Origin of the sequence: Amycolatopsis sp. cmx-4-61 (assembly GCF_046548775.1) — a bacterium.
Classification (GTDB): domain Bacteria; phylum Actinomycetota; class Actinomycetes; order Mycobacteriales; family Pseudonocardiaceae; genus Amycolatopsis.
Genome location: NZ_JAEBEI010000006.1, coordinates 319,823 through 333,633, shown reverse-complemented (window position 1 = coordinate 333,633; position 13,811 = coordinate 319,823). Strand labels below are relative to the sequence as shown.

The 13,811-nt window shown below is 73.2% G+C and carries 11 protein-coding genes; 8 read left to right on the top strand and 3 right to left on the bottom strand.

What is annotated here, in order from left to right:
* Positions 1 to 94: 94 nt before the first annotated feature.
* The 4 genes from ACLJOU_RS20580 (at position 95) to ACLJOU_RS20565 (ending at position 4,604) form a co-directional block, all read left to right on the top strand.
* Positions 95 to 1,549, top strand: coding sequence for a DUF6350 family protein (locus tag ACLJOU_RS20580; RefSeq protein WP_410569263.1), 1,455 nt, complete (start codon positions 95 to 97; stop codon positions 1,547 to 1,549).
* Between the two features lie 77 nt (positions 1,550 to 1,626).
* The gene (gene purN, locus ACLJOU_RS20575; protein ID WP_410569262.1) at positions 1,627 to 2,244 is read left to right on the top strand and encodes a phosphoribosylglycinamide formyltransferase; all 618 of its coding nucleotides are present in this window, start codon (positions 1,627 to 1,629) and stop codon (positions 2,242 to 2,244) included.
* Positions 2,234 to 3,802 (top strand): bifunctional phosphoribosylaminoimidazolecarboxamide formyltransferase/IMP cyclohydrolase, encoded by a 1,569-nt coding sequence (gene purH / locus ACLJOU_RS20570; RefSeq protein WP_410569261.1) that lies wholly within the window; start codon positions 2,234 to 2,236, stop codon positions 3,800 to 3,802. Before purN ends, purH begins: the two co-directional genes overlap by 11 nt.
* A gap of 25 nt (positions 3,803 to 3,827) precedes the next feature.
* Positions 3,828 to 4,604 carry a hypothetical protein gene (locus ACLJOU_RS20565; protein ID WP_410569260.1) on the top strand — a complete coding sequence of 259 codons (777 nt, stop codon included), beginning with the start codon at positions 3,828 to 3,830 and terminating at the stop codon, positions 4,602 to 4,604.
* Here the strand turns inward: ACLJOU_RS20565 and ACLJOU_RS20560 are convergent.
* Both ACLJOU_RS20560 and ACLJOU_RS20555 read right to left on the bottom strand, forming a co-directional pair.
* Positions 4,601 to 5,338, bottom strand: coding sequence for a hypothetical protein (locus ACLJOU_RS20560; protein WP_410569259.1), 738 nt, complete (start codon positions 5,336 to 5,338; stop codon positions 4,601 to 4,603). The two genes, ACLJOU_RS20565 and ACLJOU_RS20560, sit on opposite strands and share 4 nt — an antisense overlap.
* A gap of 46 nt (positions 5,339 to 5,384) precedes the next feature.
* Positions 5,385 to 5,873: a GNAT family N-acetyltransferase gene (locus tag ACLJOU_RS20555; RefSeq protein WP_410569258.1), complete on the bottom strand. Its 489-nt coding sequence runs from the start codon at positions 5,871 to 5,873 to the stop codon at positions 5,385 to 5,387.
* A 334-nt stretch (positions 5,874 to 6,207) separates the two neighbouring features.
* Between ACLJOU_RS20555 and ACLJOU_RS20550 the strand changes: the two genes are divergently transcribed.
* The 4 genes from ACLJOU_RS20550 (at position 6,208) to ACLJOU_RS20535 (ending at position 13,059) form a co-directional block, all read left to right on the top strand.
* Positions 6,208 to 6,903 (top strand): hypothetical protein, encoded by a 696-nt coding sequence (locus ACLJOU_RS20550; RefSeq protein WP_410569257.1) that lies wholly within the window; start codon positions 6,208 to 6,210, stop codon positions 6,901 to 6,903.
* A gap of 442 nt (positions 6,904 to 7,345) precedes the next feature.
* Positions 7,346 to 8,908, top strand: coding sequence for a DNA polymerase Y family protein (locus tag ACLJOU_RS20545; protein ID WP_410569335.1), 1,563 nt, complete (start codon positions 7,346 to 7,348; stop codon positions 8,906 to 8,908).
* A gap of 2 nt (positions 8,909 to 8,910) precedes the next feature.
* Positions 8,911 to 9,753, top strand: coding sequence for a hypothetical protein (locus ACLJOU_RS20540; protein WP_410569256.1), 843 nt, complete (start codon positions 8,911 to 8,913; stop codon positions 9,751 to 9,753).
* Complete coding sequence (locus ACLJOU_RS20535; protein ID WP_410569255.1) at positions 9,754 to 13,059, top strand: error-prone DNA polymerase; 3,306 nt, start codon at positions 9,754 to 9,756, stop codon at positions 13,057 to 13,059.
* Here ACLJOU_RS20535 and ACLJOU_RS20530 read toward each other — a convergent pair.
* A complete protein-coding gene (locus ACLJOU_RS20530) occupies positions 13,031 to 13,780 on the bottom strand; it encodes a class I SAM-dependent methyltransferase (RefSeq protein WP_410569254.1) in 750 nt (249 codons plus the stop codon). The two genes, ACLJOU_RS20535 and ACLJOU_RS20530, sit on opposite strands and share 29 nt — an antisense overlap.
* Positions 13,781 to 13,811: the final 31 nt, after the last annotated feature.

The following is a 13,811-nucleotide window of genomic DNA, read 5'->3' as shown; positions in this document are numbered from 1 at the left end:
AGCGGGTGTTTTGCGTCCACGGTGCCCCGACCGGGTGAGCCACCTCGTCCGGCGGCGGCGTGGCTCACCCGGACGGAGCAGTCCGGATGTCAGGGTGCGGATCATGGACGTGCTCACCGACGACCCCCAGCCGCCGGGTGAAGCGGTGGGCGAGCCCGAAGCCGGCGTCGCCCCCGTCCCGGCGTCCCGGGTGCGGGTGCTGCTCGCCGCGGCCCTCGGCCCGCTGGTCACCGGCTACGCCGCCGTCGCGACCGTGCTGGCGCTGATCGCCCTCACCGCCGGGCACCCGGCCTTCTCCGCCACCGGTGTGCTGCGGGCCGCCGGGCCCGGCTGGCTCGCCGCGCACCAGGTGCGCCTCGGCCTCGGCGGCCACCCGCTGGGGATGCTGCCCCTCCTGCCGACGCTGGGCGTGGTCGCCATGACCGCGCGGACGGCGGCCGGTGCCGCCCGCCGCCTCGGCTGCCGCTCGTTCCGCGAGGGCCGGCCGGTGCTGATCACGATCACCGGCGTGCACGCGGTGTCCGGGCTCGCCGTCGCACTCGGCGCGAAGGGCTCGGCGGTGACGGCGAACCCGATCGCGGCGTTCCTCGTCCCGGGCCTGTTCGCGGCCGCGGCCTCCGGCGCGGGCATCGCCCGGTCGTGCGGGCTGCCGGACGTCGTCGCGGACCGCCTCGACCCGCTCGCGCTGCGGGGGCTGCGCGCCGGCGCGATGAGCCTCGCTGTCCTGGTGGCCTGCGGGGCCGCGGTGTTCACCATTGCGACCGGGCTGTCGTGGCGGGCGGTGTCCGACACCTACGAACCCGGGCTGGGCACCAGTCTCGGGCTCTTCGTGCTTTCCCTGCTGTACCTGCCGAACGCCGTGGCGGCTGCGCTGTCCTTCATCACCGGGCCCGGGTTCTCGATCGGGCCGCTGAGCGTCGGCATGTTCGGCTACCGCGGTGGGGCCGTGCCCGCCGTCCCGCTGCTCGGCGGCCTGCCCGAGCACCACGCGGCCTGGTGGCCGGCGCTGCTCGTGCTGCCCGCGGCGGCCGGCGCGCTGGCCGGCTGGACGCTGCGCAAGGCCGACGCCGATCCCGGACAGCGCATCCGCGCGGTGGCGGTCGCCGGCGCCGTCGTCGCGCTCGGCTGCGTCGTGCTGGGCACACTGGCCGGCGGGCGGCTCGGCAACGGCCCGTTCGACCCGGTGAGCGTGCCCGTCGGCGTCGCCTCGGTCGTCGCGTTCTGCTGGATCGTCATCCCGGGTTCGTTCGTCGCGTTCTTCGCCGGCGAGCACGAGCCACCCGCGCCGCCGCCCGAAGCGCTCGAAGACAACGAAGCCTTCCAGGACGCCGACGACATCGACCCCGAAGAAGCGTCCGAAGCCGTCGAGGAGCTCGAAGCCGCCGCAGAGCGGTCCGAAGAGGACCGGCGGATCTCGGCCGAGGATGCGCAGTTCGACGCCGAGGCCGACGCCGAACTCGGCCTGGCCGCACCTCCGGAACCCGGTGACGCTGTGACCGGAGGCACCGAGACCTGCGGCGACGTCGAGCCGGCCGAGGGCGACCGTTAGGGTTTACGTGACCTGGTGAAGCGCCGTGCGCCCGGCTGCGCACCGCCCGCGGCAAGGAGCCCGCTCTGTCTCAACGGTTGGACCTGCCCACCCCGGTGAAGCTCGTCGTGCTCGCGTCGGGCTCCGGCACCCTGCTGCAGGCGGTGCTGGACGCCACCGGGCGGTCCGGCTTCCCGGCCAAGGTCGTCGCCGTCGGCACCGACCGGACCGGCATCGAAGCCCTCTCCCGCGCCGAGCGCCTCAGCATCCCGTCGTTCACCGTCCGCGTCGCCGACTACCCCGACCGCGCCGCGTGGGACAAGGCGCTGACCGAGGCCGTCGCCGCGTACCGGCCCGACCTGGTCGTCTCGGCCGGGTTCATGAAGATCCTCGGGAGTGAGTTCCTCGGCCGGTTCACGGTGATCAACACGCACCCGGCGCTGCTGCCGTCCTTCCCCGGGATGCACGCGGTCCGCGACGCGCTCGCCGCCGGCGTCAAGGTCACCGGCTCGACCGTGCACTTCGCGGACGCCGGGGTCGACACCGGGCCGATCATCGCCCAGGAGGCGGTCGTCGTGGAAAGCGACGACGACGAAAACGTCCTGCACGAACGGATCAAGGCCGTCGAACGCAGGCTGCTGGTGGAAACGATCGAGCGACTCGGCCGCGGTGGCTGCACCGTGGACGGACGAAAGGTGACATTTCGTGAGCACTGACCTGGGACGGCGCCCGGTCCGCCGGGCGCTGATCGGCGTCTCGGACAAGGCGGGCCTCCTGGACCTCGCGACCGGCCTGCACGCGGCCGGCGTCGAGATCGTCTCCACCGGCGGGACGGCGAAGGCCATCGCCGACGCCGGCGTCCCGGTCACGCCGGTCGAGCAGGTCACCGGCTTCCCGGAGTCGCTGGACGGCCGGGTGAAGACGCTGCACCCGAACGTGCACGCCGGCCTGCTGGCCGACCAGGGCAACCCCGACCACGTCGAGCAGCTGCGCAAGCTCGACATCGCGGCGTTCGACCTGCTGGTCGTGAACCTGTACCCGTTCGCGCAGACCGTCGCCTCCGGCGCGAGCTTCGAGGACTGCGTCGAGAACATCGACATCGGCGGCCCGGCGATGGTCCGCGCGGCGGCGAAGAACCACGGCAGCGTCGCGGTCGTCGTCGACCCGGCCCGCTACGGCTGGGTGCTCGAGCGCGTCGCCGAAGGCGGCTTCGACCTCGAAGACCGCAAGCGCCTCGCGGCCCGGGCGTACGCGCACACGGCGGCGTACGACACCGCTGTCGCTTCGTGGTTCGCCAGCGCGTACGCCCCCGACGAGGCCGCTGCCGACGCCGGCTTCCCGGACTTCCTCGGCGCCACCTGGGAACGCGCCGACGTCCTGCGCTACGGCGAGAACCCGCACCAGAAGGCCGCGCTGTACAAGAGCGAGCGGCCCGGCCTGGCCCACGCCGAGCAGCTGCACGGCAAGGCCATGTCGTACAACAACTACGTCGACACCGACGCCGCGCGCCGCGCCGCGTACGACTTCAGCGAGCCCGCCGTCGCGATCATCAAGCACGCCAACCCGTGTGGCATCGCGGTCGGCGCGGACGTCGCCGAGGCCCACCGGAAGGCCCACGCCTGCGACCCGGTTTCGGCCTACGGCGGCGTCATCGCGACGAACCGGCCGGTCAGCCGCGAGGCCGCCGAGCAGATCGCCGAGGTCTTCACCGAGGTCGTGCTGGCCCCGGACTTCGACGCCGAAGCGCTGGAAATCCTGCAGCGCAAGAAGAACGTGCGGCTGCTGAAGCTGCCCGCGGCCCCGGCGTCGCCGATCGAGTTCCGCCCGATCTCCGGCGGCGTCCTGCTGCAGACCGCCGACGCGATCGACGCCGACGGGGACGACCCGGCGAACTGGACGCTCGCCACCGGCACCGCGGCCGACGAGCAGACGCTGCGCGACCTCGAGTTCGCGTGGCGCTCGCTGCGCGCGGTCAAGTCGAACGCGATCCTGCTGGCCGCCGACGGCGCCACCGTCGGCGTCGGCATGGGCCAGGTCAACCGGGTCGACTCGTCGCGGCTCGCGGTCGCCCGCGCGGGTGAGCGGGCCAAGGGTTCGGTCGGCGCGTCGGACGCGTTCTTCCCGTTCCCGGACGGCCTGGAGGTGCTGGTCGAGGCGGGGGTCCGCGCGATCGTGCAGCCCGGCGGCTCGGTCCGCGACGCCGAGGTCATCGCGGCCGCGGAGAAGGCGGGCGTCACCATGTACCTGACGGGGACGCGGCACTTCGCGCACTGACCCGCGCTTCGAGAGGGAGGGCTCGATGCAGCAACCGCCGTACGGCCGAGGTCAGCAGGGGTACCCGGGCCACCCGCAGCAGCCCGGGTACCCGCCGCAGCCGGGTTATCCGCCGCAGCCCGGGTATCCGCCACCGGGCTACCCGCCGCCCGGCTACCCGCCCGCCGGGTACGGCGCGCCGGTGCCGCCGCCGAAGAAGAAGCGGACCGGGCTGATCCTGGGGATCGTCGGCGGTGTCGTGGTGCTGCTCGGCGCGGGCATCCCGCTCGGCATCTTCGCGAGCGACTACTTCGCGAGCACCGGCGCGGCACCGTCCTCGGCGCCGGTGCCCGCCGAGTGCCAGGTCCCGGCGGCGGTGCTGGACAAGGCGGGTTTCCCGAGCTTCGCCGGCACCAGCCCGGTCAGCACGTCGTCGCCGCTGCCCGGGCTGAAGCAGGTCGGCTGCGGGTTCAAGCCGGGACCCGGCGAGAACGTCCGCGACGCCACCATGAGCGTCCGGGTCGTCGAGTACTCCGGAGCAGGCGCGCGGCAACAGGCGAGGGACAACTTCATGCCGACGCGGCCGGAAACGGCCCCGATCGAGGTGCGCGGCCTCGGCGAGAAGGCGGCGCTCGTCCACCTGGTCACGAAGAGCGCGTTCAGCGGCGCCGAGGTGCACGTGCTGAAGGGGACGAACGTCGTCACGGTGGAAGTGTCCGGCTGGGACAAGGGGTTCTTCTCGAACTCGCCGATGCCGCAGGAAGAGACCGACGCCGCCGTGCAGGCGGTGGCCGCGGAGGTCGTGAAAAAGCTGCCGCGTTAGGCGGGCGCGGGCAGCGTCCGGCAGAGCGCGACCGGGAACTTCCGTTCGGCGGCCAGGATTTCCGCGCAGCCGGCGGTCCGCGCCTGCGTGAACGACGTCCACCCCGCGTCGCTCCAGCGGAACGCGGTGCGGGACGGCGGCTCGCCCTGGTGCTTCCGCAGGTCCAGGACCAGCCAGGCCGGGTCGCAGGCGCGGGTGGTGCCCGGGCTGTCGGCGCCGGCGGCGGACACCGCGGCGCCGATCCACGCGGGGTCGCAGTGGTCGGCGGGCGGGGCGCAGGTGCCCCGGCTGTCGCAGTGGCTCCAGCCCGCGCCGAGCTTGTGCCAGGCGTTGCCGGTGTCGGCGTTGAGGATGACCGTCCGGTCCGCGATCGGCTCCGCCGTCGTCAGCCGCAGCTGTCCGGACACCTTGTCCTGGCAGCCGCCCGCCGCGGGACGGGTCGAGTAGACGACGTCGGCACGGATGTCGGTCTTGCCCTCCACGACCTGTTCGATCCGCGGTTCCCGGACGCAGCCGGGGTCCTTGCCGGGCAGAGCGATCTGCACGAGGAGGCTGTGGTCGTCGGAGCCGGGGCGGATGCCGGTGACGTCGGCGCGGAACGAGCGCCACTCCGCGCCGATGGTCGTCGGTGCCGGGGCCGCGGCCGTGGCCCCGGGCACCCCGCAGGCCGTCGCGGCCGCCGCCACCAGCACACCGACGATCGCCAGCTTCGGCCGTCTCCGCGGTCCGGTCATCGTCACCCCCGAAGTCCACCGGGGAATCTAGCCTGACGCCGCAGCGTCAGGCGGCCGGACCGGGTTTTTCGCGCAGCGTGACGTCCTTCTCCAGGTAGACCGCGCCGCGGATGTGGCCGGAGGCCGCGGGCGCCTCGGTGAGCCGGTAGCCGGCCCGCTGGTACAGCGCGATGTTGCGGGCGCTGCGCGCGCCGGTGAAGAGGGCGAACCGGCGGGTTCCGGCGGGCGCGTGCGCTTCGGCGTGGGCGAGCAGCCGCCTGCCGAACCCGCGCCCGGCGAGGTCCGGCGCGACCATCAGCCTGCCGATTTCCCAGCTGTCGCCGTCGAGCCGGGCGCGGACGGCGCCGACCAGCCGGTGGTCGGCCCGGAGCACCCACACCGACCACGTCTTCGTCCAGTCGCGCACGTCTTCGAGGGTCTCGTGCAGCGCGGGGATGTCGAGGGTGTCGTTGAGGACTGCTTCCTGGACCCAGCAGCAGCGCTGCAGGACCAGCAGTTCCGGGACGTCTTCGGGGCGGGCGTCGATGGGCTCCACGCTCGTGTGTCTAGTGACCGGCCGGGGTGCGGGCAACTTCATTACCGTGGCGGGGTGAACCCGCGCGGCGGCCGGGCCGGGATTCCGCGCACGTCGCCTGGGGACGAGGTGGCCGCCCGAGTGTTTGTGGCCCTCCTGCGCGCTGGCTTTTCCAGGCCGCGTAGGCCACGAGTGGGTGACTTGACACCTCCGGTGGTTCGCGGTTGACTGGTTCTAGGTCGAACACCTGTTCGACCTAGAACCGCCGCCTTCCCCGCGGCGAACCAGTGCCGTCGGTCGTGTTCTTGGGAGAGGCCCGACGGCCGGCCCAGTCCGTGGTGGGGAGGTGCGTGCGGTGACTGCTGTGGTGGAGCCGCCGGTGGCCCGGCTGGCGGCCCTGCCCGGGGTCAGCACGGCGAGCCGGGTGGGGGCCCGGGCCGAGCGCGCCAGGGCGGCGGGAAGGGTGCTCCCGGTCGTCCCGGCGCTCGCCCGGCTGCTGCCCGAAGCCGGGCTCCGGCGCGGGAGCACGGTGGCGGTCCACGGGGGGACGTCACTGCTGCTGGCGTTGCTGGCGGGGGCCGGCGCCGCCGGGTCGTGGGCGGCCGTGGTCGGCATGCCGTCGCTGGGGCTGGCGGCGGCGGCCGAGTACGGCGTGGACCTGACCCGGCTGGCGCTGGTCCCACACCCGGGAGCGGACCTTCCGGCGGTGGTGGCGGCGTTGCTGGACGGCGTCGACGTGGTGGCGGTCCAGCCCGAGACGCTCCAGCCGGCCATGGCGCGGCGGCTGTCGGCCCGCGCCCGTCACCGCGGCGCGGTGCTGCTGGCAGCGGGCGCGTGGCCGGGCGCGGACGTGGAGCTGTCGTGCCGTCGTGAGGCCTGGTCGGGTCCGTCCCAGGGCTACGGCCACCTCGAGTCCCGCCGGGCGCGGGTCCGAGCCCACGGCCGTGGCGCGGCGGCCCGCCCGACCACCACCGAGCTCCATCTCCCGGACTCCGCAGGCCAGGTCACCCCCGCGCTCCCCGCGCCCTCGCTCCGCGAGGCCACGGCATGACCCCACCCCAGCGCCCCACACCGTGTCGACCCTCCAATCACGCGTGTCGCCCCTCCAGTCACGCGTGTCGCCCCTTCGAATACACGAGGCGACCGCTTGGCACTTCGGCTCGCCCTACCGCGCACCCGAGTCGACTCTCCAATCACGCGAGTCGACTCTCCAATCACGCGAGTCGACTCTCCAATCACGCGAGTCGACTCTCCAATCACGCGAGTCGACTCTCCAATCACGCGAGTCGACCCTTCAATCACGGGAGTCGACTCTCCAATCACGGGAGTCGACCCTTCAATCACGCGAGTCGACTCTCCAATCACGCGAGTCGACCCTTCAATCACGGGAGTCGACCGCTCCTTCACCCGCGCCCGGCTGCGCGCGGTGGCCGGGACCGGGAGGGCACATGACCGTCCCAGCCCAACGCGGCACGACCGACACCCCTGCCCGGATGCTCGTCCTGTGGTGCCCGGACTGGCCCGCCGTCGCGGCTGCCGCCCTCAACAGGGTTGCCGCCGACCGGCCCGTTGGCGTCTTCAGTGCCAACCGGGTCGTTGCCTGCAACGCCGTTGCCCGGCGGAGTGGCGTGCGGCGGGGGATGCGGCGGCGGGATGCCCAATCGAACTGTCCCGAACTCGCCGTCTTCGCCGCCGATGATGGGCGGGACGCCCGGCTCTTCGAAGGCGTCGCGCGAGTGGTCGAAGGGCTTGTCGTCGGGGTCGAGGTCGTGCGGCCCGGGCTCGTCGCCGTTCCCGTCGACGGTGCCGCCTCCTACTTCGGCGGGGAACACGCGCTCGTCGAACGGCTTCTCGACGAGGTCGCCGCCGCGGCCGGGGTCGAGTGTCAGGTCGGGGTGGCCGAGGGGCTCTTCGCCGCGACGCTCGCCGCGCGGTGCGGGGAGTTCGTCGCGCCCCGGCGGGCCGCCGAGTTCCTCGCTCCGCTTCCGGTCACCGAACTCGACCAGCCCGGTGCCGACCGTGCGGAGCTCGTCGACCTGCTGCGGCGGCTCGGGCTGAAGACGCTCGGGGCGTTCGCCGCCTTGCCGGAACGGGACGTCGCCAACCGCTTCGGTGCGGCCGGGCTGCTCGCGCACCGGTTGGCGCGCGGCCGTTCCGAACGGCCTCCGCTGCGTCGGCGGCCACCGCCCGAACTTTCCCTCGCCGAGGAATTCGACCCCGTCGTCGAACGCGTCGACGTCGCCGCGTTCCTGGCCAAGGGGCTCGCGACGCGGTTCTGCGCGGCCCTCGCCGGGCACGGCCTCGCCTGCACGCGGCTCGGCATCTACGCCGTCACCGACGAAGGCGAACACCTCGGGCGGGCGTGGCGGTGCGCCGAACCGCTGACGCCCGCCGGCGTGGCCGACCGCGTGCGCTGGCAGTTCGAGGGCTGGCTCCGCGCCGCACCCGGACAACGTCCGACGTCCGGTGTGGTGCGGCTGCGGCTGGAACCCGAAGAGGTCGTCGAAGGGCGGTCGCTGCAGCTCGACCTCTGGCGCAACGGCGGTCCGGACGAGGCCGACGAGCGGGCGGCCCGGGCGTTCGTGCGGGTCCAGGGCCTGCTCGGGCCCGAAAGCGTGGTCACGCCGATGCTCGACGGCGGCCGCGACCCCGCGGGCCGGGTCCGGCTGGTGCCGTGGGGCGACCCGCGCGAGCGGACGACGCCGCCGGAGGCGACCTGGCCGGGGCGGCTGCCGTCCCCGTCGCCGGCGACGGTCCTCGCCCGTCCGGTGCCGGCGCAGATCTTCGACGACGACGGCCGGGCGGTCGGGATCACCGCTCGTGACCAGCTGACGTCGACGCCGCGGCGGCTCAGCATCGCCGGCGCGGCGGGACGGGAGATCGTGGCGTGGGCGGGGCCGTGGCCGCTGGCGGGCGACCGACGGCGGCCGGGCCCGCGACGGGCGCGGCTGCAGCTCGTGCTGGCCGGCGAAGGCGACGGACCGCCCGAAGCGGTGCTGGTGCACTGCGCGGGCACGGAAAATCCACTGTGGATGGTCGAGGGAGTGTACGACTGAGCATGGACGAGGACTACGCACGAAAGCTGCGAGACTGGCTGCGGGCCGAGCCCGGGGCGACACCGGACGGGACCTCGGAGGAGCGCGAGTGGCTGCGCGAGATCCCCGAGCCCGCGTCGGAGGAGCAGGCCGCCATGCCCGACCGGTGGACGGTCCGCGGCCGGCTCCCGGTGACGCCCGCCGACGACGACTGGGTCTGCCCGGTGATCGTGCTCCCGGTGCCGCGCCCGTCGCGGGAGAACGGCTGCCGCATGAGCGGGGTCGAAGTCCGCTTGCGCTGGACCCGCCCCGCGGAGCCGGACGCAGGCCGGATGAGCGACGCCGAGGCCCGCTCGCGTTGGAACCACCCGACGAACGCGGATCGCCGGGCGCCGGGGCGCGTGACCGCCGCCGATCCGACTGCTGATCGCCGCGATCAAGCCGCAGACTCGATGACTGGCGCCGAGGTTGGCTGGGCCGACCCCGCCGCTGACCGCCGCGATCGAGCCTCGGACTCGGGCTCGATGACTGGCGCCGAGGTTCGCTGGGCCGACCCCGCCGCTGACCGCCGCGATCGAGCCGCCGACTCGGGCTTGGTGACCGGCGCCGAGGTTGGCTGGGCCGACCCCACCGCCGACCGCCGCGATCGAACCGCCAGCTCGATGACTGGCGCCGAGGTTCGCTGGGCCGACCCCACTGCCGACCGCCGCAGCCAAAGCACGGAGCCGAACCGCAAGCCGGAACCGGCCCCCATGACCGAAGCCGAAGCCCGTTCCCGCTGGAACCACCCCACCAACTGGCACCGTCGCCGCCGCGCCGCCGAAGGCGACGAACAGCGGCGCCGTGATCAGCCCGGGAGTCGGTGAATGGGCTGGAACAACCCACCCGTCCGGTGGAAGGACCTCGCCCGGACCCTCGCCGGCGGGCTCCCGCCCGGCGATCACGGTGACAGCCCCGCCTGGAGCCGGCACCGCGACGGCTACCGGCGGCCCGAGGACCTCCCCACCCGGCGGAACGACGACGGCGCCGAGACCGTCCGCGTTCCCTACGCCGAACTGCACTGCCACTCCAACTTCAGCTTCCTCGACGGGGCCAGCCACCCCGAGGAGCTCGTCGAAGAGGCCGCGCGCCTGCAGCTGGACGCCATCGCGCTCACCGATCACGACGGCATGTACGGGGTCGTGCGCTTTGCCGAGGCCGCGCGGGAACTCGGGGTCGACACCGTCTTCGGCACCGAGCTCAGCTTCGGCCTCCCCAGTCCGCAGAACGGCGTGCCCGACCCGGAAGGCGAGCACCTCCTCCTGCTCGCCCGCGGCGACCAGGGCTACCGGGCCCTCTGCCGCGCCATCACCGCCGGGCAGATCCACCACCAGGCCGAAAAGGGACGGCCGAGCTACGACCTCGGTGCGGTCGCCGAGGAGGTCGCCGGGCAGTGCGTGGTGCTGACGGGCTGCCGCAAAGGCGCGGTGCGCTCAGCCCTCGTCACGCACGGCCCGGCGGCCGCCGCCCGGAAGCTCAAGGAGCTGACCGACCGCTTCGGCCACGACAACGTCTACGTCGAGCTCACCGACCACCGGCAGCCGCTCGACAGCACCCACAACGACCTCCTGACGCAGCTCGCGGACGAGCTCGGCCTGCCGACCGTCGCCACCACCGCCGCCCACTACGCGCGGCCCGAACGCGCCCCGCTCGCCGACGCCCTCGCCGCGATCCGGGCCCGGCGGGGGATCGACGAACTCGAGGGCTGGCTGCCCGCCGCCGGGACGGCGTTCCTGCGCAGCGGCGCCGAAATGGACGTCCTCTTCCGGCGGTACCCCGGCGCCGTCCGGCGCAGCGCGCTGCTCGGCATGGAATGCGCGTTCCCGCTGAAGCTGATCGCCCCCGAGCTGCCGCCGTTCGACGTCCCGGAGGGCCACACCGAAACCACCTACCTGCGGAAGCTGACCGAAGAAGGCGCGAAGGAGCGCTTCGCCGGCAAGCCGCACGAGGAAAAAGCCAAAGAGCAGATCGAGCACGAACTCGCCATCATCGAAGAGCTCGGCTTCCCCGGCTACTTCCTGATCGTCTGGGACATCGTCCGGTTCTGCCGCGACCACGACATCCTCTGCCAGGGCCGCGGCTCGGCCGCGAACTCGGCCGTCTGCTACGCGCTCGGCATCACCAAGGTCGACTCCGTCGCCTACGAACTGCTCTTCGAGCGCTTCCTCGCCCCGGACCGGGACGGCTACCCCGACATCGACCTCGACATCGAGTCCGATCGCCGCGAGGAGGCCATCCAGTACGTCTTCGAGAAACACGGCCGCCTGAGAACCGCCCAGGTGGCGAACGTGATCACCTACCGCGCCCGGTCCGCCGTCCGCGACGCCGCCCGCGCGCTGGGCTACTCGCCGGGCCAGCAGGACGCCTGGAGCAAGCAGATCGACCGCTGGGGTTCGCTGCAGAACACCGAGAAGGACCACGACCACGACATCCCGGACGAAGTCCTCCAGCTCGCCTTCGCGCTCGAGGACTTCCCGCGGCACCTGGGCATCCACTCCGGCGGGATGGTCATGTGCGCCGAGCCGGTGAGCCAGGTCGTGCCGGTCGAGTGGGCGCGGATGGCCGGCCGCAGCGTGATCCAGTGGGAGAAGGAGGACTGCGCCGCCGCCGGGCTGGTCAAGTTCGACCTGCTCGGCCTCGGCATGCTGTCCGCGCTGCACTACATGATCGACCTCGTCGCGGAGTACAAGGACGAAACGGTCGACCTCGCCGAGCTCGACCTCGCCGACGAAAAGGTCTACGACATGCTGTGCCGCGCCGACGCGATCGGCGTCTTCCAGGTGGAGAGCCGCGCCCAGCTGGCGACGCTGCCGCGGCTGCAACCCCGGGAGTTCTACGACCTCGCCGTCGAAGTCGCGCTGATCCGGCCGGGCCCGATCCAGGGCGGCTCGGTGCACCCGTACATCCGCCGCAAGCAGGGCCGCGAGAAGTGGGCCTACGACCACCCGCTGCTGGAAAAAGCGTTGCACAAGACCAAGGGCGTGCCGCTGTTCCAGGAACAGATGATGCAGATCGCCCTGGACGTCGCGAACTTCACCGCGGCCGAGGCCGACCAGCTGCGGCACGCGATGGGGTCGAAGCGGTCGGACCGGAAGATGGACCGGCTGCGGCAGCGGTTCCTCGAAGGCGCCGCCGCGAACGGCGTCGACGACGACCTCGCGCAGAAGATCTTCGGCAAGCTCAAGGCGTTCGCGAACTTCGGCTTCCCGGAGAGTCACGCGCTGAGCTTCGCCCACCTGGTCTTTTCCAGTGCCTACTTCAAGTTCTACCACCCGGACGCGTTCCTGGCGGGCCTGCTGCGCGCGCAGCCGATGGGCTTCTACTCGCCGCAGTCGCTGGTCGCCGACGCGCGGCGGCACGGCGTCACCGTGCACGGCCCGGACATCAACCGCAGCCTGCCGCACGCCACCCTCGAGCCGGGCACCGGGAAGTTCCACGACGTCCGCACCGGGCTGAGCACCGTACGGAAGATCGGGGAGGACCTCGCGAAACGGATCGTGGCCGAACGGGCGGAGCACGGCGAGTACCGCGACATGGCCGACGTCGCCCGCCGCGTGCGGCTGACCACGCCGCAGATCGAGGCCCTCGCCACGGCCGGGGCGTTCACCGGCTTCGGCGGGGATCGCCGTCAAGCGCTGTGGACCGCGGGTGCGGTCGCCGGGGAACGCCCGGACCGGCTGCCCGGCCTGCTCGGCGCGCCGGCGCCGGTGCTGCCCGGGATGGACGGGCTCGACGTCGCGGCGGCGGACGTCTGGGCCACCGGGGTGTCGCCGGACAGCTACCCGACCGAGTTCATCCGCGACCGCCTCGACGAGCTCGGCGTCGTCCCGGCGAGCGGCCTGGCCGACCTCGACGACGGCGCGCGCGTGCTGGTCGGCGGTGCGGTCACGCACCGGCAGCGCCCGGCGACCGCGGGCGGCGTCACCTTCCTCAACATCGAGGACGAAACGGGGATGGTCAACGTGATCTGCACGCTCGGCCTGTGGCAGCGCTACCACCGCGTCGCCCGCAGCAGCCCGGCGCTGCTGATCCGCGGGGTGGTGGAGAAGGCCGACGGCGTGGTCAGCGTGCTCGCCCACCGCGTCGAGCCGCTGCCGATGCGCATCAAGGCGAAGTCGCGGGACTTCCGGTGAGGGGACGCCGGACGATCGTGATGATCTCGGGGCTCGTGCCGGTCACCGGGGTGCGGTCCCAGTAGCCGTACTGCTCGTCGACGACCAGCCCGGCTTCCTCGATGAACCGCGAAAGCGCCGGCACGTCGAGGAAGCGCAACGTGCTCTCGCTGTATCGCGGTGCCTCCCAGCGAGGGCTTTCGTACGTCGTCGTGAAGCGGACGTACCCGTTCTCGAACGGCCCGGCGTCGTTCCACGACCGCACGTCGCCGGCTTCCCAGACCTGCGCCGGCGTCCAGCGCTCCCAGCCGCGGGCGGCCGGGTTGCGCGTCTCGAAGCCGAACCGGCCGCCGGGGCGCAGCGCGCGGCGGACGGCCGCGAACGCCGTGCGCACTTCCTCGTCGGTCAGGAGCACCTGGAACGCGTGCCCGGTCATCACCGCGAAGTCGAACTCGCTGTCCCAGGCCGCAGTCGACAAATCGCCGTGCACCCACTCGACATCGTCGCGGCGGCGGGCCTGGCCGAGCATGCCCTCGGCCGGGTCGAGCCCGACGAGCCGCCCTTCGTGGCCGGATTCGCGCGCCCAGTGCAGCAGCGACCCCGTGCCGCACCCGACGTCGAGGACGGCCCCGGCGGCCATGATCATCGGCAGGTAGAACGCGAAGTCGCCGGTGCTCTGCCGCGGGTTCATCGCGTCGTACAGCGCGGCGAGGCCGGCGTCGGTGTAGTGCTGGTCGGGCATCTCGTCACCGTAGAGACCGGCTTCGCCGAAC